The sequence below is a fragment of the Bacillus sp. SYZHCR11 genome, from assembly GCF_057196865.1.
Genome location: NZ_JBXUND010000002.1, coordinates 38,093 through 63,648, shown reverse-complemented (window position 1 = coordinate 63,648; position 25,556 = coordinate 38,093). Strand labels below are relative to the sequence as shown.

Sequence of the window (25,556 nt, the reverse complement as noted above, 5' to 3'; positions counted from 1 at the left end):
GCGGAACTCTTTTTGTGTGGCAATCAGCGTTTTCCTTTAATATAAGGGATGCCGTTGGCTTTAGGCGCATCCGCGCGGCCGATGAAGCCGGCAAGCGCGAGAATGGTCAGAATGTAAGGAGCCATCAGCATGTATACATTCGGAATGTCTTTGAACAGGGGCAAAAGCGAGCCGATAATGCTCAAACTCTGCGCAAACCCGAAGAACAGCGCAGCCCCGAGCGCGCCGATCGGATGCCATTTGCCGAAAACCAGCGCGGCGAGAGCGATAAAGCCTTGTCCGGAAATGGTGGAGTGCGTGAAATCAAGCGCGATCGTGGAAGCATACACACCGCCGCCGAGCCCGCCGAACAGCCCGCTGATCATGACGCCGATATAGCGCACGCCGAACACGTTGATTCCCATCGTATCGGCCGCCATCGGATGTTCCCCGACAGAACGGATGCGAAGGCCGAACGGCGTTTTGAATAAAATAAACCAGGAAACAAAGGCCAGGACGATGGCTAAAATCGACGTATAATATACGTCTGAAAAGAAAATCTTTCCTAAAACCGGAATATCGCTTAACCCGGGAATGTTCGTTTTGTAAAAGGGCTCCGGGATTTTATCAGTCTGCGCCTTTCCGTAAATCAGTTTGACGATAAACAGTGTCGCTCCTAATGCGAGCATATTGATCGCCACACCGGTTACCGTCTGATCGGCGCGGAAAGAAACCGCGGCAGCCGCGTGGATCAGTGAGAACAGTCCGCCGGCAATCATAGCCGCAGCCAGAGCGAGCCACGGAGCGGCGGCGCCAAGCTCGCGTCCGAAAAATAAGTTGAACATGACGCTTGTAAAGGCGCCGATAATCATCAGTCCTTCAAGACCGATGTTGACAACCCCCGATCTTTCAGAAAACACGCCGCCGAGAGCGGTTAAAATAAGCGGAGCCGCATATACGAGTGTTGCCGGAACAATAATGGATAAAATCTGCAGGAAGTCCACTTACTTCGCCCCCTTTTTCTTCAATTTATCAAGGATGAGACGGATGGCGTAGCTTGATGCCACAAACAAAATAATAATGGCGATGACGATGTCAACGACTTCAGAAGGCACCCCGGATTCAATCGGCATATTTAATGCCCCGACTTTAAGGCCGCCGAGAAGACATGCCGCCAGAACAACGCCGATTGCCGTGCTGCCGCCGAGAAGCGCAACCGCAATGCCGTCGAAGCCGACGCCGGTAAAGGCGCCCTTAACCGCCGCATATTGAAAGGTTCCGAGTCCTTCCATCGCGCCGGCAAGCCCTGCGAAGGCCCCGGAAATCATCATGGCGTACATCATATTTTTTCTGACGCTCATTCCGGCGTATTGTGCGGCGTGCTGGTTAAAGCCGACAGCCCGGAATTCAAATCCGCTTTTTGTTTTATGAATGATAAACCACATGAGGACTGCCGCAAACAGAGCGATCAGAATGCCCCAATGAAGGCGGGAGTAATCTGTCAGCTGCTCTAAAAACGGCGAGCGGAGCGACGCGCTTTCATGAATTTTGTCTGTTTTGTCCCGGTGGTCCGTCATGACATCGGAAATGAGATAATTGGTTAAATGAAGAGCGATATAATTCATCATGATCGTGACAATCACTTCGTGGACAAAAAAACGGGCTTTTAAAAATCCGGGAATCAGGCCCCAAATGCCGCCCGCAGCCGCAGCCGCCAATAACGAAAGCGGAAGGTGGATGTAAGCGGGGGCGTCAAAGGAAACGCCGACCCACACCGCGGCGGTCCAGCCGACAAGGAGCTGTCCTTCAACCCCGATATTAAACAGGCCGGTCCGAAATGCGAATGCCACGGCCAATCCGGACAGAATATATGGCGTAATCTGCCGGATCGATTCCCCGATGTAATACACTTCACCGAAAATGCCGCTCCAAAGAGCCGAATACCCGCTTACGACATTGTAGCCGCTGGCGAGCATGATGACCGCACCCGCAGCTAATCCAAGGATGATCGCAATCAGCGGCACAGCCAGATGAGAAAGTCGATTAATCATGTGTTTTCCCCGCCTCCATTTGCTTACTTCCCGCCATTAAAAGTCCGAGCTCCTGCTCGTTTGTTTCAAGCGGATTGACGTTTGCGATGATGCTGCCTTCAAAGATGACGGCGATGCGATCGCTGAGATTCATTATTTCATCAAGTTCAAAAGATAACAGAAGCACCGCTTTACCGGCGTCACGCTGCTCAATGAGCTTTTTATGGACGAATTCAATCGCGCCGACATCGAGTCCCCGCGTCGGCTGGGCCGCAATTAAAAGATCCGGATTTCTGTCCACTTCCCGGCCGATAATGGCCTTTTGCTGATTCCCCCCGGAGAGAGCGCGCGCAGGCGTATATTCATCAGGTGTCCTGACATCGTATTCTTCAATCAGGCTTCGCGCTTTGTCATAAATCGTGTGTTTATTTAATATGCCGAAAGAAGAGTAGGGCTTTTGGTAATAACTTTGCAGCACGATATTTTCTCCGATCGGAAAATCAAGGACGAGCCCGTGTTTATGTCTGTCCTGCGGAATATGCCCGATTCCGGCTTCAGTGACTTTCCTGGGCGGCATATTTTGCAGCTGTTTGCCGTTTAACATGATCGTGCCGGCATTTGTTTTTCTGAGACCTGTAATGGCTTCAATTAATTCAGACTGGCCGTTTCCGTCAACGCCCGCAATGCCGACGATTTCACCGGCTCTGACAGAGAGGGAGAGCTGTTTGACCGCCTCAACGCCGCGCGCGTCTTTCACCGTTACATCAGAAAGCGAAAGCACTTCTTGTTTCGGTTCAGCCGGCTGTTTATCCGTCTTGAATGACACTTCGCGTCCGACCATAAGGCTTGCCAGTTCATCTTGATCCGTATGTGCGACATCAAGTGTTGTAATGCCTTTTCCTTTCCGGATGATGGTGACACGGTCGCAGACTTCCATAATCTCTTTTAATTTGTGGGTGATGAGGATAATTGATTTTCCTTCATTGACAAGATTTTTCATAATCTGAATCAGTTCTTGAATTTCGTGCGGAGTCAGCACCGCGGTCGGCTCGTCAAAAATGAGAATGTCGGCGCCCCGGTAGAGGGTCTTTAATATTTCCGCCCGCTGCTGCATACCGACGGAGATATCGGCAACTTTGGCTTCAGGATCAATGTGCAGGCCGTAACGGTCGGAAATATCACGCACGTCCCGGGCGGCGCGCTGTCTGTCAATTCGGCCGAAAGTTTTCGGCTCTTTTCCGAGAATGATATTTTCTGAGACGGTGAAGGTATCCACAAGCATAAAATGCTGGTGCACCATCCCGATGCCGAGATCGTTGGCTTTGTTCGGACTGTTGATGTGAACGCGTTCGCCACGCACCCGGATCTCGCCTTTTTCCGGCTGATACAGGCCGAATAAAACGTTCATGAGTGTCGATTTTCCGGCGCCGTTTTCACCGAGAAGGGCGTGTATTTCGCCTTTTTTCACTTGAAGCGTGACGTCATCATTGGCGACGATTCCGGGAAATTCCTTGCGTATATTAAGCATTTCAATGATATAATCCACCGATTTGTCGCTCCTTTTCAGAGATACTTTGATGAGAAAGAGCTTGGCAAAAGAAAAGCTGCAAGAGATGCAGCTTTTCCTTCACCGCTCTTTTCAAAAAAGAGAGGGGATAAGCACGAAAGTCTCCTTATCCCCTGGTTCTTACTCAGCCTTGAAGGATTTCAATTCTTTTTCAGTTGAAGGGATCACGAGTCCGTCCGCGATTTTCTTCTTCCAATCGTCTGTTGCTTTGATGACATCGTCAGAAAGGTTCTCCTTGTGATCCGAGATGCCGACTGCATCTTGCGCCAAACCGTATGTTAATGTTTTGCCGCCCGGGAATTTACCGTCACTCGCTTTTTTCGTTAAGTCCTCCACGGCAGTATCCACTTTTTTGACCATTGATGTGAGAGTGACATTGTCTTTTGTTCCTTTGACTTGGCCTTCCGCGTACTGGTCTTTATCGACACCGATAACCCATACATTCCGCTTCGGATCTTCTTTTTTCAGATTTTTCGCTTCTGTGAAGACACCCGTTCCCGTTGCGCCGGCCGCGTGATAAATGACGTCAACGCCTGATTTGTACATGCTTTCAGCCGTCGCCTTGCCGACATCGGCTTTGTCAAACCCGCCCGCATATTTCACTTCGACGGTCGCTTTCGGATTTGCGGCTTGTACACCCGCGCGGAAGCCGATTTCAAATTTTTTGATCAATTCAGATTCCATTCCGCCCACGAATCCGACTTTTCCCGTTTTGCTCGATAGCGCAGCGGCCGCTCCCACGAGGAATGAACCTTCCTGTTCCTTAAATGTAAGGCTCGCCACGTTGTCTTTTTTGACAACGGCGTCAATGATCGCAAAATGTGTGTCTTTGCGCTGATCGGCGATTTCGCTGATGGAATCCTGCATCAGATACCCGACGCCGTAAATCAGGTCAAAGTGTTCCCGCGCTAATTTATTTAAGTTCGTTGTATAATCTGCATCTGATTTTGATTGAAGATAGTCAAAACCGCTTTTGCCTTTTGTAAGCCCGTTGTCTTTTCCGAATGCCTGGATGCCTTCCCAGGCGGACTGGTTAAATGATTTGTCATCAACACCGCCGATATCCGTTACCATGCCGACGGTAAAGTTTTTGCTGCCGGAGCCGTTTGCTTTGTCACTTGAACCGCATGCGCTTAATATGGTTCCGGCCGCTGCGATGAGCGCCATCGCCATTCCGATTTTGCGTTTTTTCAAAGATATAACCCCCCTGTAAAATATGGCTGTGCCGTTCAATTCAGACTTGAGTCCCCGTGCCGGATGCAGAATCGAAAAAACTTTCTGATAATAATGATGAGACGTCTCTCTTTTTCCCGCCTTGAGCGGCTGTCTCTTCCGGGTTCGGGACTTATGACTTATCTGAAAAGATCTGCTAACCAATCATAATTTATCATTTTACCCGCCATAAATAAATAGAAATTTGCTTATTTTTTAAAAAATATCAATTTTATGAATCGGCTTCCTCATCTGGTTAAAACAGAGGAGGATCAGCCGGGTCATTATCCTTATATAGCATATCAAAAAGGAATCTCAAGCCTTTTGTCACGGGATATGACAGTAAAAAAGCACCGTTCACAGCGAAACGGCGCTTTTTGACATTATAAATATTGTTTGATGCTGCTGACATTGCCGGTGTTGATATGATATTGAAAGACGGGTCTGCCGATCGTGCCGTACGCCATCTCTACATTCAGCACTTGTATGTCTTCCAGAAATTTAAGGTATTTCCGGATGGAGACTTGCGAGATTTCAGTATGCTTGGCGAGATCTTCCGTGGTAAAAGAGCCGTCGCCGAAAGACTCAATGCTCGCCCAGATGAGTTTAAGCGTGCTCTTTGTCAATCCCTTCGGAAGGTGAACCTTTTCTGCCGCTTCTTTCTTTTGAAAAAGCTCGGCATCCAATTCTTTCTGTGTCATGCTTCTGTGTGATTGATAAACTTTCTGCTTGCGTCTGTAGTCGGAAAGAGCGGTTTGAAAGCGGTCAAATTCAAATGGTTTGATTAAATAATCGACGGCGCCGTACCGAAGCGTTTTTTTAATGACGTCCAGCTCGCTTGCGGCCGAAATGACGATGACATCAACCGATTCATTCTGCTTGCGGATTTCCGTTAAAAGCTCAAGCCCGTTTTTTCCCGGCATGTAAATGTCAAGAAGGATGAGATCGATATGATGCTCGCTCAGCACGTGCAGCGCGCTTTGAAAGGATGATGCGATCCCTTTCAGCTGAAATCCTTCAATCTGGCTGAGGTAGCGCTTATTTAATTCACCCACCATGGGGTCGTCTTCAACTATGAGTACATTAATCATCATTTTCCTCCTTCGGTTCATACGGAATGCGAAGACTGAAAGTCGTTCCTTCATTCTTTTCACTTGTCACAATCATATGGCCTTTTAAATTTTCTGTTGCCTGCTGGGTGAAATAGAGGCCGAACCCCCGGTTTGTCCCTTTCGTGGAATAACCTTGTTCAAAAATACGGGCTTGGTCTGCCGCAGACATTCCGGCTCCCGTGTCCGTAATCTCTATGTCAAGCTGGCGATCCTGAAACCGCATCGAGCACGTAATGTTTTTTTTCGGCATCTGCGCCACCGCGTCGAGCGCGTTGTTTAACAGGTTTCCGATAATCGTAATGAGCTCATGGATGACGGCCGGATCCGCCGCATTCGGAATCAGGCTGCCGAGCTGAATGTCCAGATCAGCGCCCTGCTCGCGTATGTAGCTTTGTTTTCCCAGAAGAAACCCTGCGAGAACCGGACTTTTGACATCACTTATAATCTCGCTTGTTTCCGTCTTCTGCTGAATGGCAATGTCTTTAATGTAAGTGCCGAGATCATCGTATTCTTTTAACTGGACAAGCCCTAAAATGACATGAAGCTTATTCATGAATTCGTGAGACTGGGCTCTTAATGCGTTTGCATACATTTTAACACCGGACAGCTGTTCTGCTAAATGTTTGACCTCCGTTTTGTCTCTGAACGTGGCGATCGCTCCGACGGTTTGTCCTTTCAGATGAATCGGAACTTCATTAAAGACCAGCTCAAGTCCATTAATGCGGATATCCCTGTCCTGAAGCGGTTTTTTCGTTTCAATCACCTGTTTCAGCCGGCTTTTCGGGAGAATATCGTTCACATCTTGATCGACCGGATTAGTCGGAATACCCATTTTAATAAAAAGCCGTTTCGCTTCCGCATTGGCAAGCTTTATTTTTCCCCGCGCGTCAACCGCAAGGATGCCTTCCTTCGTTGATTCGAGCATGGCGCTCCGCTCTTCCAGGAGGGTGGCGATTTCATAAGGCTCAAGACCGTACATAATGTTTTTGACGGTGCGGGCGACAATGACGGCTCCGATGACGCCGACAAAAATACTTACGCAGATGATGAAATAAAGCGGTCTCAAACTGTGGCTGACGACATCCTGTATTTTGTTAAGCGAAATTCCGACCGAAACGACGCCCACTTGTTTTTTATCTTTTCCATAGATCGGTACGAAGGCTCTCATGGATTTTCCGAGAGTTCCCGCTGATGTGCTCGTTTTGATATGGCCGTGCAACGCCGGCTGTTCGTCTCCGCCGGTGAATTTCTTCCCGATTTTATTTGCGTCGGGGTGGGTGAGGCGGATGCTGTTCATATCCATCACCACGACAAATTCGGTTCCTGTCGTATGCTGGACATCCAGTGTATAATTCCGGAGCTCTTTCAGCCCTTTTCTTGTTTGCAATGCCTGCGCGACACTCGGTGTTTCCGCGACCAGCTTTGCGGTGCGCAGCGCGGTTGTCCGTTCTTCTTCTTTCACGCGGTCCGCGGTCTGGACGCTGATCGTGAAAAAGGTGATACAAAGTGCGATAAGGACGACAATACAGACGAATATCGTTAACCGGGTTTGCAATTTTAATGTTTTTTTCATAACAGCCTTCCTTACGTTTATCATTCCCGCGTTCTACTTTACTCCGAAAAAGCCGGTTTGTGAAGATCAGGCCCTTATTTCGTAAAAGTGAGGAAAAATGGAATTTTTTATCTTGTCAATGTGTTTTAAGTCCTCCATAATAAGTGAGGTAGATTACAGAAAGGGACTTTTTATATGAAAAATACTTATTGGACGGGTTATTTTCCGCTCGTTGCGATTCTGCTTTTTAGTTCGTCATTATCCATTTCTACCTCGCTTTATGTCATGAAGATACTTCAGACGCTCGGCATGTATCAGGGGATGCTGGATTATTTCTCTGAGAAAGGGATCAGACTGGCGCTTTTTGCAGCGTTCGCCCTTGTGTATTTTATGCTTTTTTCGGCTTTGAAGCTGATTGCAAACACAGTGACAGAGCTGTCTCTTTTGTTTTTCACAAATGACCCTGAGGGGGACAATCTGAAAAAAATCAGATTAGGCTCTTTAATTTATGTAGGCGGAGGAATTCTTTCCTTTGCGCTCGTGCAGAATGGTTTTTGGATTGCGGCGTTATTTGCCGTTGTTACGCTCATTTATTTGATTTTCATGGTGTACAGAATCTATTCGACACTCTCGATCGTTTCGCTGATCGGTTTTATATTGCTTGAGATTCTGTTTTGGTTTACTTTTGTTATCGGTATTTTGTACATCTTTATCAAGCTTTATAATAGCATAATGGCTAGCTTACCTGTGTAAGCTAGCCATTTTTGTTAAGACAGAAATCTGTTTTTGATCTCAGGGGAGGGGAGCATGCATGCTTCCCTTTTTCCGAACCATTTGTAACGGCGCCGGGCGATGAAAGAATAGGCTCTGTCCCTGAGGGGGCGGGGCACTGCGAAAAAAACCGCTGACAGCCGCCAGGCTCCGCGGAGATGACGCGAAACCTTTAACACGGCTGCGGATTTTTTGTATATCCGCCCGTTTTCGATAAAAATCATGCTGTCAAATTGTTCTGTCGGAAGTCCTTCTGATGCCAAAAGCTCCCGGGCGGTATCTGATTGCAATGAAGCAAATGAGATTTTGCCGGCCGGATCGCGTTTAATGATGAATTGAACGGCGCCGCTGCATAAGTTGCAGACGCCGTCAAACAAAAGCACGCGGTCCGGAAGCTGAGCTGGTTTCAAAGCGGATCCCCTCCGTTATCTTTAATAAGCTGCCTGCAGCGTGTTTTTCCAGATCGAAAGCTGAGGGCTTGCGTCATGAAGGTATTCGACGCTTGACGGTGTATCCTTGCCGACCCATACCCCCATCGTATAAGCGTCCGTCAGGCCGACAAACCACATATCGTGATAGTCATTTGACGTTCCTGATTTTCCGCCGACGTACGGAGCTTTAAAGTTCGCTTTTTTTCCTGTTCCGCTTTTGACGACGGCTTTCATCATTTCTTTGATCTGCATGTTGGTCCGCACGCTGAATACCTGCGCCGGCTCATCTTTCCATTTTAATATCGTTTTTCCTTTTAAATCAGTCACTTTTGTAATCGCGTGACTCGGCGTATAAACGCCGTTGTTGCCGAACGTGGTGTACGCATTGGTCATTTCAAGCGGCGTCATGCCGTTTGTAAAACCGCCCAGCGCCGCAGGCAGGCGGTAATCCGCGCTGACCAGCTTCGCGAAATGAAACGGTTCAAGGTAGCTGAACGCCTTATTGACGCCGACGCGGTCCATGATTCTGATGGCCGGTGTGTTGTACGAGTATTTAAACGCCGTTTCCAGCGTAACCGTGCCGTATGTGCGGTTATTATAGTTCTGCGGGCAGTAATCCGCACTGCAGAATTTGCTTGCGTCAATTTTGCTGTGTGGCGTTGCGCCGGTCTTTTCAATGTAAGGTCCGTAATCAAGCAGCGGCTTAATGGATGAACCGGGCTGTCTGTATGCTTGATAGGCGCGGTTGAAATCATATTTATGATAATCTTTCCCGCCTGAAAGCGCGATAATCTGATGTGTCTGATGATTAATCACGGCCGCTCCGCCCTGGACGCCTGCATACGGCAGATTTTGATTCACTTGGGCGACGACCTGGTTTTGCATATACGGATTCAGCGCCGTATAAATCTTCACGCCGTCTTTTAACAATGTGCTGACTCTGTCGGAAAGCTCACTCTGTATTTTTTGTTTCGCCTTTCCGGAAGCTTTTTCAAGACGTTTGTCATAGCCTTCGGATGAGGAAACAAGCTGTGTGAATTCATCATTTACATAGGAAACATAGTCAGGATATTTATTTGTTTTTTCGTTTATATCAAGCTTGATCTTTTCCTTTTCGGCTTTTTTCAGCTGTTTCCCGGATATAACGCCTGCTTTTTTCAATCCGTTAAGCAATCTGACTTGTCGTTTTTTCGTATAATCAAAATGCTTGAGAGGATCATATAATGTAGGGTTATTAGGGATGGCGCAGATAAAGGCCATCTCTCCCAAAGTGAGAGATTTCAGCGGCTTGCTGAAATAAAATTGTGCCGCCGAACCGACACCGTATACACCGTTATTAAAATAAATCGTATTTAAGTAGCCTTCTAAAATCTCATCTTTGCTGTATTTTTTCTCAAGCTGATAGGAATAGGCCAGCTCCGTCAGTTTTCGGCTGAAGGTGCGTTCATGGCTTAAATACACATTCCTTGCCAGCTGCTGGGTGATGGTGCTGGCGCCCTGGTCAATTTTATGATCTTTGAAATTGGAGGCGGCCGCCCTGACCATCCCCATAAAGTCAAACCCTTTATGCTCATAAAAATGGCGGTCTTCAGAGGTTAAAAACAGCTGTTTTACCTCATTCGGTATTTTATTAAAGGGCACGATCACGCGGTTCTCATGATCGCTGACAATCTCAGAAACAAGGCTTCCGTCCCTGTCATACATGTAACTGTTTTGAACCAGGTTGATCGCTTTTAAATCAATATGTTTATCGAGCACCTGATCAAAAGGCTTGATTTGTTTTACCTCTTTGCCGGAAGCAATAACTGTAAATGCACACAACGGGATAATGCCGAGCAGCAAAATCCATCCGATTATTTTACGTACCATGGTCACTCTCTTTTCTCCTGATTTCTAGCCATATCGTATCATTCTTTTAAGAATACGAGAAGGTTAAATTTAGAAGAAATCGTGATCGCTGCCGGTCAGCCCGCATTTGACGCTGTATCCTTTTGCAGATGTCCCGCCATCCATAAAAGCCCCGCGCCTATTAAAAAGAGAAAGGCGGTGACGTAGAAAGCAGCCGAAATAGAAAAACCGCTTGAGACCGCACCTCCGAGCAGAGGGCCGAGCACGTTTCCGAGAAAACGAAAGCTGACGTTATAGCCGAGCACCTCTCCCTGGATGCTGCCCGGAGCCCTGACGCGGATCGCGGCCGTAATGCAGGGGAGCGTGCCGCCCATGACCATGCCGAACAGAAATCTGAAGACTAACAGAATGGAGAGGGAGGAGGCGAGCGCCTGCGGAATAAAAAACACCGCTGATGCAATCAAAAGCACGATTAAGATCCGGCTGTGGCCGAAGCGGTCGCCGAAGTCCCCCCATTTCCGGGCAAGCAATAAGCTTCCGAGTCCGGTCGCTGAAAACGCCATTCCGGAGAAAAAGGCTAAATTAACAGGTCCGTGCAGCTCATTGACATATAAAGCGAGCAGCGGCTGGATGCTGAAATTGCCGGTCTGCACGATCATGGTAAGCACCATCATCGCCCAAAGCGCGGGCTGGTGAAAAATATAGGAGAGCACCTGTTTTCTGGAATAGGTTTTCCGCTTGTTTTGTTTCTCGCCGAGCGGCTGCTCATTCACCTGAAATAAAACGAGAAGCACAGATGCGAAAATGACAAAAGACGTAATAAAAAATGTGTACGTAAATCCGAAGCTGTCAGCGAGCAGCCCGCCCAGCATCGGTCCGAATAAAGTGCCTGACACCTGACCCATCTGCAGCGTGCCGAGCGTTTTCCCGGCAGTCTCTTTCGGCGTCTGCGCCGAAATCATGGCAAGCGAAGTCGGAACAAAGCCCGTTACAAGGCCCATAAGCAGCCGGAGGACAAACAGCTGATAAACGGATGTCACAAACCCCATCAATAAAATGCTGACGGCAATGCCGGTGCCTGTGATCAAGAGAATTTTTTTGTAGCCGCGCTTATCGCCGAATCTGCCCCAAAACGGGGAAATCACAAACGCCATTAAAAACGTGACGCCGAACACATACCCGCTCCATCTCTGCACATACCCGCCCGAATGGGGGCTGATCGTTTCGATATATAACGAAAGAAACGGAACAATCATGGTCATGCTGGCGGAAATAAAGAAATTTGTAATCCAAATGACGACGAAGTTCTTCTTACGGACAGAAATAACATCACCTTCTTTAATTTTCGTGTGTCTAATCATTAGTATATAGGAATGAATCCGGTATTTGTATTTTCGATGCGGATATAGGAAAATTCATTATTTTTAGAAAATGAAGAAAGTTTCAGAGGGGAAACTGATATACTATCATAAAATATCATTTTTGATCGGAGGAAAGGCAGGTGTAAAAAAGTGGATCAGCGCAGTCTGCTCATTATTGATTTTGAATTTACGATGCCTGACGGAAAATACAGCCCGCAAAATTTCTTTCCCGAGATTATTGAAGCGGGGATTGTCAAGACGGTGAATGATGAAGTGACTGAAACGTTTTCGAGTTATATCAAACCGAAAAAATTTCCAAAGCTGACGAAACGATGCAAAACCTTTCTGAACATCACCCAAAAAGACGTGGACGGCGGAATCACGTTTAATGAATTCATCCGCAAATTAAATGAGCTTGATCCTGATAAAAATTGCACGATCGTCACCTGGGGCAATATGGATATGAAAGTGTTAAAGCAAAATTGCATGTTTAACCACATCCCTTTTCCGTTCAAAGGAGAACTTCGGGATCTGTCCCTAGAATATAAAAACTTCTTTGGCGACAGAACATTGACCGGCCTTTGGAAAGCGGCGGAGGAGTATGGCGATAAAGGGACGGGCACGCATCATAAAGCGCTGGATGATGCGCGGACGACATACAAATTATTCAAGCTTGTCGAGCGGGATAAACAATATCTTGAAAAACCGAAACCTCCGACGATCGGTGATCGCGTCGATCTGACTGAACTGTTTCGCCGGGCCACATAAAAAAACCCAATCATGCCGACTGGGTCAAGTTCTTTTAAAATAGTCACACTCTAACGCGGCCAAGTTGGCGAGCGAACGTTCCGCCCATTCTGAGCCGTCCGCTGTAAGCTGATCTTTCAGCCGGGCAGACGCCGCTTGTAAGGAAGCCGTATAATCAGGAACTTCGCCATCAAACGGTTTGACCATCTGATGCGGTATGTTTGTCTGTTCCCCGAATGCAAGCGCTCTTCTTTCATGAAAGAACGGAACATCCGCCTGCTTCGGATGATGAAGATCTCCTTGAGCGGGATGCGTCAGAACGGCTTTAATTTTCACTAAATAGTGATTGGGCCTGACGTCTGTCACTTCCCCTATGTATGCTCCTGTTTTATAAAACCCTTTTACGATTGTGCCGATTTCAAACGAATTCATAGCGTTCACCTCTCTCTAGTTATTCTATAAAAGATCAACGCGATTGGCTAGTGAACAGCTGCCGGAAGCCTGACTGAAGCCGTTGTGCCCGAGTGCTCGCCGCTGGTGAAATAGACGGAGCCTTCATGATGCTGAATAATCGAGAATGTCACGGTAAGCCCGAGCCCGGTGCCATTCGTTTTCAGCGTATAATACGGTTTGCCGAGTTTCTGCAGTTCTTCATCGGACATGCCGATTCCGTTATCCGTAATCTGAATGAGAATCATCTCTTCCTGTTTTTGGACGGAGACCTCGATTCGGCCGTTTTCAGAGGGCACGGCTTCAATACTGTTTTTAATCAGATTAATGAAGGCCTGTTTCAGTTTTTTTACATCGCCGAACACATATAAATCAGGCTCGCTTTGAACAGTCACGGTCACCGATTTAAAATTGGCATAAGACTCCATTAAGGAACCTGTTTCCTTTACGAGCAGTGAAATATCAAACTTTTCTTTTTCATAGTCATCCTGCTTCGCCATATCGAGATAATTCGTAATAATCGTCTGAGCCCGGTCGAGTTCGGACAGCACAAGTTTCTGATATCCGGAGTGGGATTTGTCCTGAAGCTGCTCGCCGCTGAACAGCAGCTGCACAAAACCTCTGACGACCGTAAGCGGATTGCGGACTTCATGGGCGACGCTTGCCGCAAGCTCGCTGACGACGGCCATTTTTTCTGAGTGAATCAGCCTTGCCCGCATGGACGCATTCTCATCAATGATCTCAATCAAATAAATGCACAGCAAAAGGGCGCTGACTTGAAAAAAAACGGATACTGCCGCCTCATAATAAACGGAAGATAGATTTTGAAAATTGAAAATATTGGTCGCGGAATAGATGAAGACAGATGCGGTTAATAAGGCGGTTTCAGTGCAGCCGATGAGAAGAGCGAAAAGCAGTTTCTTCCGCTTTGAGAAAAAAGGCCATTTCGTTTGGAGCTGGATAGGGATGATGATTAAAAAAGGAATTAAGGATAAGAAAAAAAGAGCGGTAGGTTCAAACCATATGAGCTGAAAAAAAACGGATGCCGCCCCTGCGGCAAGTCCTGCTGCGGTACCGGAATAAAGCAGGCAGACGATAATGGGAATCAGCTGCAAACCGTAACGGACGGAATGAAGCTCCTGGATGGGAAAAGCCGTACATAATAAGGAAGATGACGCTGCAAATACGGCGACCAGCAGGCGGTTCGCTCTCGGCACAAGCAAATCGGGCTTGCTGAGCCAGAAGACTTGATAGAGAAAAATAGGGAATAAAATAAAAGAGAAGTGAAGCAGGTAATCCTTTACAATCTCCATTTATGCGAAATCCTTTCCTATGTAAATATGAATCTATTATAACATCTTTACCGGCAAAAAAAGTATTTATTTCTCTAAAGCGAACGCCCTTATCTCATCTGATAAAGGCGTTCTTTCCGCTGCTAAGAGAGCGCTGCTTTCATTCTCTTAAGCCCTTCTTTTACGGCGGCGGCTGAACAGCCGACATTAAGTCTCATAAATCCTTCGCCGCCCGGTCCGTATTTCGTTCCCGGCTCTAATATGATTTTTCCTTTTTTGAGCATTCTTTCTTTGAGCTCGGCATCCGAAAATCCGTATCCGCTGAAATCCATCCAGATCAAATAGGAAGCGTCAGGTTTCATCATGCGGACTTTCGGCAATTCTTTTCTTAAAAAGGCCTCAGCCAATTTCATATTCCCTTCAATGTAAGGAATCAGTGCGTCAAGCCAAGGGCCTCCCTTTGTATAAGCCGCTTCGATTGCTGCAACCGCAAATGTGTTGAGGCTGGAAATCCCGTTCTGATGCAATGCGGCAGAGAATTTCGCCCGCTTATAACGGTCGGGAATGATAATGGCGGATGCCTGAATGCCGGCAATATTAAACGTCTTGCTCGGCGCGACACAAGTAATGGAAATCCGCGCAAACTCCTCAGACAGAGAAGCAAAAGGCGTATGCGGCTTTCCGTACAGCATCAAGTCGGAATGTATCTCGTCAGAAACGACGGTGACGTTATGAGCGGCGCACAGGGATCCGAGCTTCATAAGCTCATCCCGGCTCCACGCTCTGCCGGACGGATTGTGGGGATTACAAAGAATCATCAGCTTGACCTCAGAATCGCTCAGCTTTTTCTCAAGATCCTCAAAATCCATGCAGTAGACGCCGTTTTCTTCCCGTAATGGGTTATGTAAAACCTGCCGTTTGTTTTCCTTGATCATCTGATAAAAAGGCGTATACACCGGTGATTGAATCAACACCGGATCGCCCGGTTCGGTAAAGGCTTGTACTGCCATGCTGATTGCCGTGACAACCCCGGGACTGAACGTGATGCTTGCGGGATCGGGCCGGTAGCCGTGCCGTGTGTCAAGCCATGAAGCGACGGCTTCTCTTGTGTTTTCGTCAGGAGACGTATAACCGAATATGCCGTGGTCAAGGCGGGCTTTTAAGGCGTCAGTGACCGCTTCGGGAGCGCGGAAATCCATATCGGCAACCCACATCGGAAGTGCATCCGATACGCCGAATAACGCTTCCGCCTTGTCCCATTTCACCGATTGTGTGCCAAGACGGTTTTCTCGAAGATCAAAGTTCATGTATGTCACTCCTGTAGTATCATTATTTTGCACAGCGTATCTATGATAAAATAGATTTGCAAACTTTATTATAAGCGGTGATGAAAATGGAAGAAAGCCAAGCGGTCATGGAAATGATGAAAATCATTGCCAAGTGGGACCCGTTTAAATATGGAGAAGATTTTTATGAGACAGAAGCCGTCGATATCGTTCAGGCCGTCTACAGTGAAGACCGTGCCGACAAGCTGGCAGCAGCCATTCAGGATATCTTTGAAGCTTCATTTGAGCAAAAGCTACCGATCGAAGGCTGCCAAAAGGCCGCCGAGCAGCTTCTGTTCATAAAAGAAAGCAGCTCCTGCACCCCTTAAAAACCGGCGGTTCCGCCGGTTTTTTTTATTGAATAAATTCAAAAATCCGTTCCGAAACAAACTCCGGGCGCTCTTCGGGTACGAGGTGTCCCGTATCCTTGAGTGAATACAGAATGGAATCCGGCAGGTCGTCATGAAGCCGTTTTCCGACTGAGACCGGAACGACCCGGTCTTCTTCTCCCCATATTAAAAGAGCGGGGTTTTGCACTTTCTTCAAATCCTCGGGCTCTAAATCGCCCTCCCTGTGTCTGATGAACCTTGTCATCGCTTTGAAAATCTGGCGGTCTGTAAATGGTTTTTCGTAACCGTCAATCATTTCCTGATCGATAAGCGTCCGGTCGTGAACGACATTTAACAGGTTTTTCAGCACACCGTCTTTTGAAAGCCAATACTTAAGATACAGGTCAAAACAAGGGAGGTGCGTCCCGAATATAATCGACGGGTGCGAGCGCTTTAAATACCCCGAGCTGCACAGCAGGACGATTTTAGAAAAAAGCTCGGGTCTGAGAAGAGACGCGGATAAGGAAATCTGGCCGCCCATCGAATGGCCGATGAGTGCGGCCCGGCTGATACCGAGCTTTTCCAGAAGTCCGATCAGAAGCTTGGCGAGGTTTGCGTAAGTATATACGAAAGTCCGTGACTTTTCCGATTGCCCGAAAGGAGGCAGGTCAACGGCGATAATATCATAATGGTTTCTGAGCAGCGGGATCAGTTTTCTGAAGCTGAATGCCGAAGATAAAAAACCGTGTACGCAGACGAGTGTCTGTCTGCCGGGATTTTCATAATGCTCGTAATACAGTTCAACTCCGTCTATCGCGGCCCGTTTAATCGGTGAAACAGCTTCCATGAGAGCCTTCGCCGTCCTTTCTTTGTTGTAATGTAAAGGCTTTTTTGATTGTCAGATTTTAGTTCTGGTTTCTTTCGGGTTTTTCTTAGCATTTGTCGAAAATCGTGATATAATGTCATGAAGATTTTTGATAATGCAAAGGTGTGAAACGTATGAAGCTGACGGAAAAAGAAACAGAAATATTAGAAATTTTAGACGAAAACAGCCGCGTTGATGCGGAAACGATCGCGAAAATGGCGAACATTCCCGCCGAAGAAGTCAAAAGCATCATTGAAAAGCTTGAAAAGGAAAAAGTCATCATTGATTATGCGGCGATGATCGACTGGCGCAAAGTCGACGGTTTGGAAGGCGTCACGGCGATGATTGACGTAAAAGTCACTCCGAAACGAAATGTCGGCTTTGATGAAGTCGCTGAACGGATATACAGATTCCAGGAAGTTGAATCAGTGTACCTGATGTCAGGGGTGTATGACTTATCTGTCGTTATTCGCGGCAACACGATGTCAGACGTGGCAAGCTTCGTGTCTGAAAAATTGTCCACCCTTGAGTCCGTCGTTTCCACGACGACGCACTTTATCCTGAAAAAATATAAGCATGACGGCAAAGTCTTTGAAAGCGGAGACGATGACAAAAGAATCGTGGTGTCTCCGTAAATGGAAACGAAGACTTCTTATTTATCTGACTACGTGCAGCAGATTAAACCGTCAGGCATCCGCAAATTCTTTGATCTGGCTGCTACGATGGAAGGCGTCATTTCACTGGGAGTGGGAGAGCCTGACTTTGTGACGGCCTGGAACGTGAGGGAAGCGAGTATTCTTTCTTTAGAACAGGGTTATACGGCTTATACGGCAAATGCGGGTCTTTATGAACTGAGAGAAGAAATCAGCCGCTATTTAGATCAGCGGTTCGGCCTGAGTTATTCGCCTGACAGTGAACTGATCGTTACGGTAGGGGCAAGCCAGGCGCTTGATCTCGCTGTCCGCGCCATTATGAATCCCGGAGAGGAAATGTTAATTCCCGAACCGTGTTTTGTCGCATATGAATCACTCGTGACCCTGACGGGGGCGAAGCCGGTGCCGATTCAGACTGTAGCTGCAAAAGGTTTCAAAGCATCAGCAGCCGATTTTGAAGCGGCCCTGACGGACAAAACAAAAGCGCTGCTTCTATGCTCGCCGTCAAATCCGACTGGTTCCGTCTATTCGAAAGAAGAGCTTGAATCCATCGCTTCCTTCGCTGAAAAACATGACTTGATCGTGCTTGCCGATGAAATTTATGCCGAGCTGACGTATGATGAGCCATTCACGAGCATGGGAGCCATCCGCGGCATGAAGGAACGCACGATTTTGATTTCAGGTTTCTCCAAAGCGTTTGCCATGACGGGGTGGAGACTCGGGTTTACGGCGGCGCCTCCCGTGATCAGGGATGCCATGCTCAAAATTCATCAGCACGCGATGATGTGCGCGCCTTCCATGGCTCAGTACGCGGCACTTGAAGGGCTGAAAAACGGTCAGGAAGACGTCGAAAGAATGAAAAAAAGCTACCGGAGACGCCGAAACCTGATTGTGGAAACATTGAACGAAATCGGACTCGGCTGCCACCACCCCGGCGGAGCGTTTTACGCCTTTCCTTCCATTCAGTCGACCGGCATGAGTTCAGAAGAATTCGCGGAACAGCTGCTCATTGAAGAAAAAGTAGCCGTCGTTCCGGGGAATGTATTCGGCCCGAGCGGCGAAGGCTACATCAGATGTTCCTATGCGACATCCATTGAGCAGATTCAGGAAGCGCTCGTCAGAATCAAACGGTTTGTTGAAAAAAGGGCATAAAAAAAGATACGAACCCGGTTCGCATCCAAATAAAAGGGGGGGAATACTAGAAAGCCTTCGTAATGATAGTATACCCCCCTTTATCTGCGCTTAAACATGATGATGTAAAAAAGTTCTCTTTGCGAAAAACAAACTTGTATGATATAATTTTAAATTGCGTATAATCTGTATTTAATTTAACTTAGGAGTTGTTATGAATGGCAGCAAAATTTGAAGTGGGCAGTGTTTACACTGGTAAAGTAACAGGATTACAAGCGTATGGTGCGTTTGTTGCATTAGATGAAGAAACTCAAGGACTTGTTCACATTTCTGAAGTCACTCACGGTTTCGTAAAAGACATTAATGAACACCTTTCTATCGGTGACGAAGTACAAGTAAAAGTACTTGCAGTTGACGAAGAAAAAGGCAAAATCAGCCTTTCTATCCGTGCGACTCAAGCGGCGCCTGAAAGAAAAGAAAGCAAACCAAGAAAACCGAAAGCGGCACAAGTTTCTGAAGAAACATCTGCTCCGCAAGGTTTCAACACATTGAAAGATAAGCTTGAAGAGTGGATCGAACAGTCCAACCGCAAAGACCTTATCAAAAAATAACCATCAAAAAAAGCACCGGATATGTATGTTCGGTGCTTTTTTTATGTTTATCTGACTTCCGGATTTGCCGCTTCCTCGCGGGATGTTTCTTCGTTCGGCTTAAACAGCAGGCCGAGATTGATCAGACCGGCGATGCCGACAAGACCGTAAATAATCCGCGACAGAGCTGATCCTTGGCCGCCGAAGATGGCTGCTACTAAATCAAATTGGAAAAATCCGATCAGTCCCCAGTTAATAGCGCCGATAATCGTTAATACGAGACAGATACGCTGAATAACACTCATGTAAACAACCTCCTCTATAAATTCGTGAAACAGTTATAGATTGTGACAAAGCAAAGAATCTATGCATACTACATTCTCCGCCGTGTAAATCACACACTGTCTCAAGCTGTACAAGTGCCTTTCCCGGGAAACCGCTGTCTGTAAACCGTGTGATGTGCCGTCAAAAAAGCGGATTGCTTTACATTGAACGTCAACTTTCTGCATAATATAAATCCAAAGGAGGAGATGTCATGCAAAACTTTACATATTGGAATCCGACCAAATTGATTTTCGGAAAGGGAGAGGTCGAAAAACTTCCTGAAGAAATCAAGCCGTACGGAAAGAACGTACTGCTCGTATACGGAGGCGGCAGCATTAAGCGCAGCGGTCTTTATGATCAAGTAACCGACCTGCTGAAAAAAGCAGGAGTTACCGTACATGAATTGGCAGGCGTAGAGCCGAATCCGCGTGTCTCAACGGTGAACAAAGGTGTTGCGATCTGTAAAGAAAACAGCATCGATTTCTTATTGGCCGTCGGCGGCGGAAGTGTCATTGACTGCACGAAAGCCATCGCGGCGGGCGCTAAATATGACGGCGACGCGTGGGATATCGTCACGAAAAAACACCAGCCGAAAGAAGCGCTGCCGTTCGGAACAGTGCTGACACTTGCGGCGACCGGTTCAGAGATGAACTCCGGATCAGTCATCACAAACTGGGAGACACAAGAGAAATACGGATGGGGGAGCCCGCTCGTTTACCCTAAATTCTCTATTCTCGATCCGGTAAACACATTTACCGTTCCGAAAGACCACACCATTTACGGCATGGTCGATATGATGAGCCATGTGTTTGAACAATATTTCCACCACACGTCAAACACGCCGTATCAGGACCGGATGTGTGAATCGCTTCTGCGCACGGTGATTGAAACAGCGCCGAAGCTGATCAACGATCTGGAGAACTATGAGCTTCGTGAGACGATTTTATATACAGGCACGATCGCATTAAACGGAATGCTGTCAATGGGCGCAAGAGGGGATTGGGCCACACACAACATCGAGCATGCGGTATCAGCGGTATACGATATACCGCACGCCGGAGGTTTAGCGATTCTGTTCCCGAACTGGATGAGACATGTGCTCAAAGAAAATCCGGCCCGCTTTAAACAGCTTGCCGTCCGTGTTTTCGATATTGACGAGACAGGCAAATCAGATGAAGAGATCGCACTTGAAGGAATCAGCAGGCTGTCTGAATTCTGGACGAGCCTCGGCGCTCCGAACAGACTCGCTGATTACGATATTTCTGATGAGAAGCTGGATACGATTGCAGATAAAGCGATGGCAAACGGAGCATTCGGACAGTTCAAGTCACTGCAGAAAGAAGATGTGCTTGCGATACTGAAAGCATCATTGTAATAACATAAAGGGGGGCGGCCGGATTGGCAGCTCCTTTTTTTCTGTGTTATAGTAATTCCCTTACGATTTTTTTGGAGGTCATGATAAATGGAGAACTTTACGTACTGCAATCCGACGAAACTGATTTTCGGAAAAGGTCAAATCGACCAATTGAAAAAAGAGCTGAAGCAATACGGGAAAAACGTGCTGCTTGTTTACGGAGGCGGCAGCATTAAGCGAAACGGCCTGTATGACCAAGTAACAGGCATTTTAAAAGAAGAAGGCGCAGCCGTTCATGAACTTGCGGGCGTTGAACCGAACCCGCGTCTGGAAACGGTAAATAAAGGAATTGAGCTGTGCAGACAGCATGAGATTGATTTCCTTCTCGCAGTCGGCGGCGGAAGTGTCATCGACTGTACAAAAGCGATTGCGGCCGGTGCGAAATATGACGGCGACGCATGGGACATTTACAGCAAAAAAGTAACGGCGCAGGACGCGCTCCCGTTCGGCACGGTGCTGACGCTTGCGGCGACAGGCTCTGAAATGAACCCTGATTCCGTTATCACAAATTGGGAAACAAACGAAAAATTCGTATGGGGCAGCAATGTCACTCATCCGCGTTTCTCCATTTTAGATCCTGAGAATACTTTCAGCGTTCCGGAAAACCAAACCGTATACGGCATGGTGGATATGATGAGCCACGTATTTGAACAATACTTCCACAATGTTGAAAACACGCCGCTTCAGGACAGAATGTGTTTTGCGGTCCTTCAGACGGTAATTGAAACAGCGCCGAAACTTTTGGAAGACCTTGAGAACTATAAGCACCGCGAAACGATTTTATACGCGGGTACGATCGCATTAAACGGCACGCTGCAAATGGGCTATTTCGGCGATTGGGCTTCCCATACGATGGAGCACGCCGTATCAGCGGTTTATGACATCCCTCACGCAGGAGGACTTGCGATTCTGTTCCCGAACTGGATGAGATACACGCTTGATACAAATGTAGACCGTTTTAAAAACCTCATGCTTAATATGTTTGACATTGATACTGAAGGCAAAACGGATAAAGAAATTGCGCTTGAAGGGATCGATAAATTGTCCGCGTTCTGGACAAGCCTCGGCGCACCGTCCCGCCTTGCGGATTATGACATCGGCGAAGACAAGCTTGAGCTGATCGCAGACATCGCCGCAAAAGAAATGGAATACGGCGGATTCGGCAATTTCCAAAAACTGAACAAAGATGACGTACTTGCCATCTTAAAGGCGTCACTGTAAGATACATTCCCGGCCGGAGTGATTTTCAAGCTGCAGATGTAACCGTTTTGGGAATCCCTCTTTCCGGATTCTCTATTAGTTCATTAGGAGCAAGTGAAACACCCTTTGCCATGAGACAACTATGGAAATCGTTTCATCCGTAAAGGACCAATTAACTTTGCGATTGCCTGTCATCTATTTACACGAAATCTAAATCACGAAGATGAAGAGCCGCGAATTTAAAAAAGGGGCGCTGATTCAATCAGCGCTCCTTTTATGCATTTTGTGTACTAAGGTCCCGCTGCGCCCCCATATAGCTTCCCATTAAGTTTTGATAACCGGGAAGATGACTGGAGATTAATGCACCAAAACCTTCAACATCGTTGCGCCAATCACGCTGAAGCTCGCATGCTGTGCTGAACCAGTTCATAAGCTGCGCGCCGCCATGAGCCATACGGGTTAATGATGCATCTGCTACTTGCTTATTAAACGTCCCCGAAGCATCTGTCACAACAAACACTTCGTAGCCTGCTTTAATGGCAGAAAGCGCAGGAAAAGCAACGCAGACGTCTGTTACCACCCCCGCGATAATCAGCTGTTTTTTGCCGGTCGCTTCAATGGCTTTAACAAAGTCTTCATTGTCCCATGCATTAATTTGTCCGGGACGGGCTATTTTTGGCGCATCAGGAAAGAGATCAACGAGTTCTTGCATGAGCGGTCCGTTGGGTCCATTTTCAAAGCTGGTTGTTAAAATAACCGGTAAATCAAAGAATTTAGCCGTATCACCGAGAGCCAATACATTGTTTTTAAATTCATCAACGCCATAGTCACGCACGAGACCGGAAATAAGGCCGGTTTGATGGTCAACTAAAAGCACGGCAGCATCATCTTTTGAAAGACGGGAATAAAGATCAGACATTTTATCATCCTCCTTGAATTAAGGCAAGTCAGTTTGTCAATGGAAAACGGTAAATCTATTCATATACTGTATAGGTAGAAAGTTATTTCTGAAGTGACTTTTCGTGAGGGTGATGATCTTTCAATTAATCCGGAACGGGAACCGGAGCATGATCAATCCAATGGATGAACTGTTGTAAATAGCGTTGAAGATAACGTTTTGTTTGTTCATCCGTAAGTATGTGTTGAGCGGAATCAATTTTCTCATGGACTTGCGAAATCAGCATTTTTTGAAAGGGCAGAACATTGACTTGCATAGCTTCGAGTACTTCTCTCATTTGCATTTGACCAAAAGAGGTGCCGAACCCTCCGGGGGTTGCGCCGATTAAGCCAACCGGTTTTCTGTTTAAAACGGAAGAGGTCCGCGGTCTCGATGCCCAGTCCAATGCATTTTTTAATACCCCCGGGATTCCGGAATTGTACTCTGGACTTACAATGATGACGCCGTCAACGTCTCGTATATCAGCTCTAAAGGATGTTACGGAGTCTGGTGCTCCGGCGATTTCTAAATCTTCGTTAAAAAAAGGAAGACTGTCTATTTCAACCCAGCGAAATTGAGCCGAATTATCGAAGTCAATCAATGATTGAGCAATCACTCGATTATACGAGTTTTTTCGTAAACTTCCACAAATAAGACCAATGGTTTTAGTCATAAAATCACCTCCCGGTTTAAAATTAGTTTCATCTTAACATGATAACCCAAATATAGACACTATTTTTAAAAATGGACATTTATACCTTAATATGCCTGCTTAGCAGCCTCTCAAGAGGAGTACTATATAAAAAGAACCGTCCCATGGGTATTGGCGATGGATGTCATCCTGCTCCAAAGTAAAAGTGATACGTTCCTGGATCACCAACATTCGATTCGTTACCTCTTTCACGATTATTACAAATATAACTATTTCGAATCCGGGATATTGTATAAAAAATGAACGCATCTTCAGCGCAAATCCCGTATTCATCATGCCTTCTTCATGACTTGATTTAGCGGGTGAGTTCATATAAAGTGAAAGAGAAAACAATTCACCGTGATGGAGGGACAAGCAAATGACGCATGTACGCTTTGATTACTCAAGAGCGTTACCTTTTTTCAATGAACATGAACTTACATACGCACGTGATTTCGTAAAAACGGCACACCATAATATCCATGAAAAAACAGGCGCCGGAAGCGACTTTTTAGGCTGGGTGGACCTCCCTGAAAACTATGATAAAGAAGAATTCGCGCGCATTAAAAAAAGCGCTGAAAAAATCAAATCAGATTCAGACGTGCTTCTCGTCGTGGGTATCGGCGGTTCATACTTAGGCGCCCGCGCGGCGATTGAAGCGCTCAATCATTCTTTCTATAATGTTCTGCCGAAAGATAAGCGCAAAAACCCTCAAGTTATCTTTATCGGCAACAATATCAGCTCAACTTATATGAAAGATGTTATGGACCTTTTGGAAGACGCTGATTTCTCTATCAATGTCATTTCTAAGTCAGGCACGACGACGGAACCTGCAATCGCTTTCCGGATTTTCCGCAAACTTCTTGAAGAAAAATACGGAAAAGAAGAAGCGAAAGCGCGGATTTACGCGACAACAGATAAAGAACGCGGCGCTTTAAAAACGCTTTCTAATGAAGAAGGCTTCGAATCATTCGTTATTCCTGATGATGTCGGCGGACGTTTCTCCGTTCTGACTGCGGTAGGCCTTCTGCCGATTGCGGTAAGCGGGGCTGATATCGATGAAATGATGAAAGGCGCTCTTGATGCAAGCAAAGACTTTTCCAGCTCGGAATTAGAAGAGAACGCGGCTTACCAATACGCCGTCGTCCGCAACGTTCTGTATAATAAAGGCAGAACCATTGAAATGCTCATCAACTATGAGCCTGCGCTGCAATACTTTGCTGAATGGTGGAAGCAGCTCTTCGGCGAAAGTGAAGGAAAAGATGAAAAAGGCATCTATCCTTCTTCCGCTAACTTCTCAACAGACCTTCACTCTCTCGGTCAATACGTGCAGGAAGGCAGACGTGATCTGTTTGAAACCGTATTAAACGTTGAAAAACCGAAGCATGAGCTGACAATTGAAGAAGCGGAAAATGATCTCGACGGCTTAAATTATTTAGCCGGCAAAACGGTCGATTTCGTCAACAAAAAAGCGTTCGAAGGCACGATGCTTGCCCATACAGACGGAAAAGTGCCTAACTTAATTGTCAATATTCCGGAGCTTAACGCATATACATTTGGATATCTCGTTTATTTCTTTGAAAAAGCGGTGGCGATGAGCGGTTATCTGCTCGGAGTCAACCCGTTTGATCAGCCGGGTGTTGAAGCCTATAAGGTGAATATGTTCGCGCTTCTCGGCAAACCGGGCTTTGAAGAGAAAAAAGCAGAGCTTGAAAAACGCCTTGAAAAATAAAAAGAAGGGCTGG

25 protein-coding genes are annotated in these 25,556 nt (G+C 46.8%); 9 read left to right on the top strand and 16 right to left on the bottom strand.

The annotated features are described in order from the left end of the window. Nucleotides 1-23: 23 nt before the first annotated feature. The 6 genes from nupQ to malK all read right to left on the bottom strand — a co-directional run bounded on the left by nupQ (nt 24) and on the right by malK (nt 7,473). Nucleotides 24-983: a guanosine ABC transporter permease NupQ gene (gene nupQ, locus AC2CGA_RS06970; protein WP_139885450.1), complete on the bottom strand. Its 960-nt coding sequence runs from the start codon at nt 981-983 to the stop codon at nt 24-26. Then, nucleotides 984-2,030: an ABC transporter permease gene (locus AC2CGA_RS06965; RefSeq protein WP_046560008.1), complete on the bottom strand. Its 1,047-nt coding sequence runs from the start codon at nt 2,028-2,030 to the stop codon at nt 984-986. Continuing rightward, nucleotides 2,023-3,555: an ABC transporter ATP-binding protein gene (locus AC2CGA_RS06960; RefSeq protein WP_015387787.1), complete on the bottom strand. Its 1,533-nt coding sequence runs from the start codon at nt 3,553-3,555 to the stop codon at nt 2,023-2,025. The genes AC2CGA_RS06965 and AC2CGA_RS06960 overlap by 8 nt, the downstream gene beginning before the upstream one ends. Nucleotides 3,556-3,696: 141 nt before the next feature. After that, nucleotides 3,697-4,770 (bottom strand): BMP family lipoprotein, encoded by a 1,074-nt coding sequence (locus AC2CGA_RS06955; RefSeq protein WP_025853923.1) that lies wholly within the window; start codon nt 4,768-4,770, stop codon nt 3,697-3,699. Nucleotides 4,771-5,171: 401 nt separating this feature from the next. Beyond that, nucleotides 5,172-5,879, bottom strand: coding sequence for a response regulator (locus AC2CGA_RS06950; RefSeq protein WP_003152077.1), 708 nt, complete (start codon nt 5,877-5,879; stop codon nt 5,172-5,174). Next, nucleotides 5,872-7,473, bottom strand: a complete 1,602-nt coding sequence (gene malK / locus AC2CGA_RS06945; protein WP_015387789.1) for a malate sensor histidine kinase MalK — start codon at nt 7,471-7,473, stop codon at nt 5,872-5,874. Before malK ends, AC2CGA_RS06950 begins: the two co-directional genes overlap by 8 nt. Nucleotides 7,474-7,647: 174 nt before the next feature. On the opposite strand from malK, the gene AC2CGA_RS06940 reads away from it, so the two are divergent. Next, a complete protein-coding gene (locus AC2CGA_RS06940) occupies nt 7,648-8,205 on the top strand; it encodes a YufK family protein (protein ID WP_014305711.1) in 558 nt (185 codons plus the stop codon). Nucleotides 8,206-8,219: 14 nt separating this feature from the next. On the opposite strand, the gene AC2CGA_RS06935 is transcribed toward AC2CGA_RS06940, so the two are convergent. The 3 genes from AC2CGA_RS06935 to AC2CGA_RS06925 all read right to left on the bottom strand — a co-directional run bounded on the left by AC2CGA_RS06935 (nt 8,220) and on the right by AC2CGA_RS06925 (nt 11,863). Continuing rightward, the gene (locus AC2CGA_RS06935; protein ID WP_014305710.1) at nt 8,220-8,633 is read right to left on the bottom strand and encodes a thiol-disulfide oxidoreductase DCC family protein; all 414 of its coding nucleotides are present in this window, start codon (nt 8,631-8,633) and stop codon (nt 8,220-8,222) included. Nucleotides 8,634-8,654: 21 nt separating this feature from the next. Continuing rightward, complete coding sequence (locus tag AC2CGA_RS06930; RefSeq protein WP_014305709.1) at nt 8,655-10,529, bottom strand: transglycosylase domain-containing protein; 1,875 nt, start codon at nt 10,527-10,529, stop codon at nt 8,655-8,657. 89 nt (nt 10,530-10,618) lie between these two features. Then, nucleotides 10,619-11,863 carry a multidrug efflux MFS transporter gene (locus AC2CGA_RS06925; RefSeq protein WP_015387791.1) on the bottom strand — a complete coding sequence of 415 codons (1,245 nt, stop codon included), beginning with the start codon at nt 11,861-11,863 and terminating at the stop codon, nt 10,619-10,621. A gap of 150 nt (nt 11,864-12,013) precedes the next feature. Here AC2CGA_RS06925 and kapD point away from each other — a divergent pair, with 150 nt between their 5' ends. Further along, complete coding sequence (kapD, locus tag AC2CGA_RS06920; protein WP_003152084.1) at nt 12,014-12,631, top strand: 3'-5' exonuclease KapD; 618 nt, start codon at nt 12,014-12,016, stop codon at nt 12,629-12,631. Between the two features lie 24 nt (nt 12,632-12,655). On the opposite strand, the gene kapB is transcribed toward kapD, so the two are convergent. From kapB to AC2CGA_RS06905, 3 genes are all read right to left on the bottom strand, one after another. Beyond that, nucleotides 12,656-13,042: a kinase-associated lipoprotein KapB gene (gene kapB / locus AC2CGA_RS06915; RefSeq protein ID WP_117614671.1), complete on the bottom strand. Its 387-nt coding sequence runs from the start codon at nt 13,040-13,042 to the stop codon at nt 12,656-12,658. A 47-nt stretch (nt 13,043-13,089) separates the two neighbouring features. Next, nucleotides 13,090-14,373, bottom strand: coding sequence for a sensor histidine kinase (locus tag AC2CGA_RS06910; protein WP_139885452.1), 1,284 nt, complete (start codon nt 14,371-14,373; stop codon nt 13,090-13,092). A gap of 122 nt (nt 14,374-14,495) precedes the next feature. Next, a complete protein-coding gene (locus AC2CGA_RS06905; protein WP_139885453.1) occupies nt 14,496-15,659 on the bottom strand; it encodes a MalY/PatB family protein in 1,164 nt (387 codons plus the stop codon). Between the two features lie 86 nt (nt 15,660-15,745). Here AC2CGA_RS06905 and AC2CGA_RS06900 point away from each other — a divergent pair, with 86 nt between their 5' ends. Beyond that, nucleotides 15,746-16,006 carry a DUF1871 family protein gene (locus tag AC2CGA_RS06900; RefSeq protein WP_003152094.1) on the top strand — a complete coding sequence of 87 codons (261 nt, stop codon included), beginning with the start codon at nt 15,746-15,748 and terminating at the stop codon, nt 16,004-16,006. Nucleotides 16,007-16,031: 25 nt separating this feature from the next. Here the strand turns inward: AC2CGA_RS06900 and AC2CGA_RS06895 are convergent, their stop codons facing one another. Further along, nucleotides 16,032-16,853 (bottom strand): alpha/beta fold hydrolase, encoded by an 822-nt coding sequence (locus tag AC2CGA_RS06895; RefSeq protein WP_003152096.1) that lies wholly within the window; start codon nt 16,851-16,853, stop codon nt 16,032-16,034. A 152-nt stretch (nt 16,854-17,005) separates the two neighbouring features. Between AC2CGA_RS06895 and AC2CGA_RS06890 the strand changes: the two genes are divergently transcribed. The 3 genes from AC2CGA_RS06890 (at nt 17,006) to yugI (ending at nt 19,266) form a co-directional block, all read left to right on the top strand. After that, entirely contained in the window at nt 17,006-17,506 is a 501-nt protein-coding gene (locus tag AC2CGA_RS06890) for an Lrp/AsnC family transcriptional regulator (protein WP_003152098.1), read from the top strand. After that, on the top strand, nt 17,507-18,676 hold the full coding sequence (locus AC2CGA_RS06885) for an aminotransferase (protein WP_014305705.1): 1,170 nt from the start codon (nt 17,507-17,509) through the stop codon (nt 18,674-18,676). 197 nt (nt 18,677-18,873) lie between these two features. Then, nucleotides 18,874-19,266 (top strand): S1 domain-containing post-transcriptional regulator GSP13, encoded by a 393-nt coding sequence (gene yugI / locus AC2CGA_RS06880; protein WP_003152102.1) that lies wholly within the window; start codon nt 18,874-18,876, stop codon nt 19,264-19,266. A 47-nt stretch (nt 19,267-19,313) separates the two neighbouring features. Here yugI and AC2CGA_RS06875 read toward each other — a convergent pair whose 3' ends face one another. Beyond that, nucleotides 19,314-19,550 (bottom strand): DUF378 domain-containing protein, encoded by a 237-nt coding sequence (locus tag AC2CGA_RS06875; protein WP_003152104.1) that lies wholly within the window; start codon nt 19,548-19,550, stop codon nt 19,314-19,316. Between the two features lie 230 nt (nt 19,551-19,780). On the opposite strand from AC2CGA_RS06875, the gene AC2CGA_RS06870 reads away from it, so the two are divergent. Together AC2CGA_RS06870 and AC2CGA_RS06865 are read left to right on the top strand one after the other, a co-directional pair. Next, entirely contained in the window at nt 19,781-20,944 is a 1,164-nt protein-coding gene (locus tag AC2CGA_RS06870) for an iron-containing alcohol dehydrogenase (protein ID WP_014305704.1), read from the top strand. Nucleotides 20,945-21,031: 87 nt separating this feature from the next. After that, nucleotides 21,032-22,204 (top strand): iron-containing alcohol dehydrogenase, encoded by a 1,173-nt coding sequence (locus AC2CGA_RS06865; protein WP_014305703.1) that lies wholly within the window; start codon nt 21,032-21,034, stop codon nt 22,202-22,204. Nucleotides 22,205-22,457: 253 nt separating this feature from the next. On the opposite strand, the gene ycaC is transcribed toward AC2CGA_RS06865, so the two are convergent. Next, complete coding sequence (gene ycaC, locus AC2CGA_RS06860) at nt 22,458-23,102, bottom strand: isochorismate family cysteine hydrolase YcaC (protein ID WP_014305702.1); 645 nt, start codon at nt 23,100-23,102, stop codon at nt 22,458-22,460. A gap of 124 nt (nt 23,103-23,226) precedes the next feature. Continuing rightward, complete coding sequence (locus AC2CGA_RS06855; RefSeq protein WP_139885454.1) at nt 23,227-23,793, bottom strand: NADPH-dependent FMN reductase; 567 nt, start codon at nt 23,791-23,793, stop codon at nt 23,227-23,229. Nucleotides 23,794-24,190: 397 nt separating this feature from the next. On the opposite strand from AC2CGA_RS06855, the gene AC2CGA_RS06850 reads away from it, so the two are divergent. Continuing rightward, nucleotides 24,191-25,543: a glucose-6-phosphate isomerase gene (locus tag AC2CGA_RS06850; RefSeq protein WP_007408647.1), complete on the top strand. Its 1,353-nt coding sequence runs from the start codon at nt 24,191-24,193 to the stop codon at nt 25,541-25,543. Nucleotides 25,544-25,556: the final 13 nt, after the last annotated feature.

Coding starts and splice junctions, on each gene's coding strand:
- yugI (WP_003152102.1), top strand. CDS start 18,874: ATGGCAGCAAAATTTGAAGTGGGCAGTGTTTACACTGGTAAAGTAACA.
- AC2CGA_RS06895 (WP_003152096.1), bottom strand. CDS start 16,853: ATGGAAGCTGTTTCACCGATTAAACGGGCCGCGATAGACGGAGTTGAA.
- AC2CGA_RS06865 (WP_014305703.1), top strand. CDS start 21,032: ATGGAGAACTTTACGTACTGCAATCCGACGAAACTGATTTTCGGAAAA.
- kapB (WP_117614671.1), bottom strand. CDS start 13,042: ATGAATTCGTTTGAAATCGGCACAATCGTAAAAGGGTTTTATAAAACA.
- ycaC (WP_014305702.1), bottom strand. CDS start 23,102: ATGTCTGATCTTTATTCCCGTCTTTCAAAAGATGATGCTGCCGTGCTT.
- AC2CGA_RS06965 (WP_046560008.1), bottom strand. CDS start 2,030: ATGATTAATCGACTTTCTCATCTGGCTGTGCCGCTGATTGCGATCATC.
- AC2CGA_RS06910 (WP_139885452.1), bottom strand. CDS start 14,373: ATGGAGATTGTAAAGGATTACCTGCTTCACTTCTCTTTTATTTTATTC.
- malK (WP_015387789.1), bottom strand. CDS start 7,473: ATGAAAAAAACATTAAAATTGCAAACCCGGTTAACGATATTCGTCTGT.
- AC2CGA_RS06890 (WP_003152098.1), top strand. CDS start 17,006: ATGAAGCTGACGGAAAAAGAAACAGAAATATTAGAAATTTTAGACGAA.
- AC2CGA_RS06885 (WP_014305705.1), top strand. CDS start 17,507: ATGGAAACGAAGACTTCTTATTTATCTGACTACGTGCAGCAGATTAAA.
- AC2CGA_RS06870 (WP_014305704.1), top strand. CDS start 19,781: ATGCAAAACTTTACATATTGGAATCCGACCAAATTGATTTTCGGAAAG.
- AC2CGA_RS06940 (WP_014305711.1), top strand. CDS start 7,648: ATGAAAAATACTTATTGGACGGGTTATTTTCCGCTCGTTGCGATTCTG.
- AC2CGA_RS06875 (WP_003152104.1), bottom strand. CDS start 19,550: ATGAGTGTTATTCAGCGTATCTGTCTCGTATTAACGATTATCGGCGCT.
- AC2CGA_RS06850 (WP_007408647.1), top strand. CDS start 24,191: ATGACGCATGTACGCTTTGATTACTCAAGAGCGTTACCTTTTTTCAAT.
- AC2CGA_RS06905 (WP_139885453.1), bottom strand. CDS start 15,659: ATGAACTTTGATCTTCGAGAAAACCGTCTTGGCACACAATCGGTGAAA.
- AC2CGA_RS06925 (WP_015387791.1), bottom strand. CDS start 11,863: ATGATTAGACACACGAAAATTAAAGAAGGTGATGTTATTTCTGTCCGT.
- AC2CGA_RS06855 (WP_139885454.1), bottom strand. CDS start 23,793: ATGACTAAAACCATTGGTCTTATTTGTGGAAGTTTACGAAAAAACTCG.
- AC2CGA_RS06950 (WP_003152077.1), bottom strand. CDS start 5,879: ATGATTAATGTACTCATAGTTGAAGACGACCCCATGGTGGGTGAATTA.
- AC2CGA_RS06900 (WP_003152094.1), top strand. CDS start 15,746: ATGGAAGAAAGCCAAGCGGTCATGGAAATGATGAAAATCATTGCCAAG.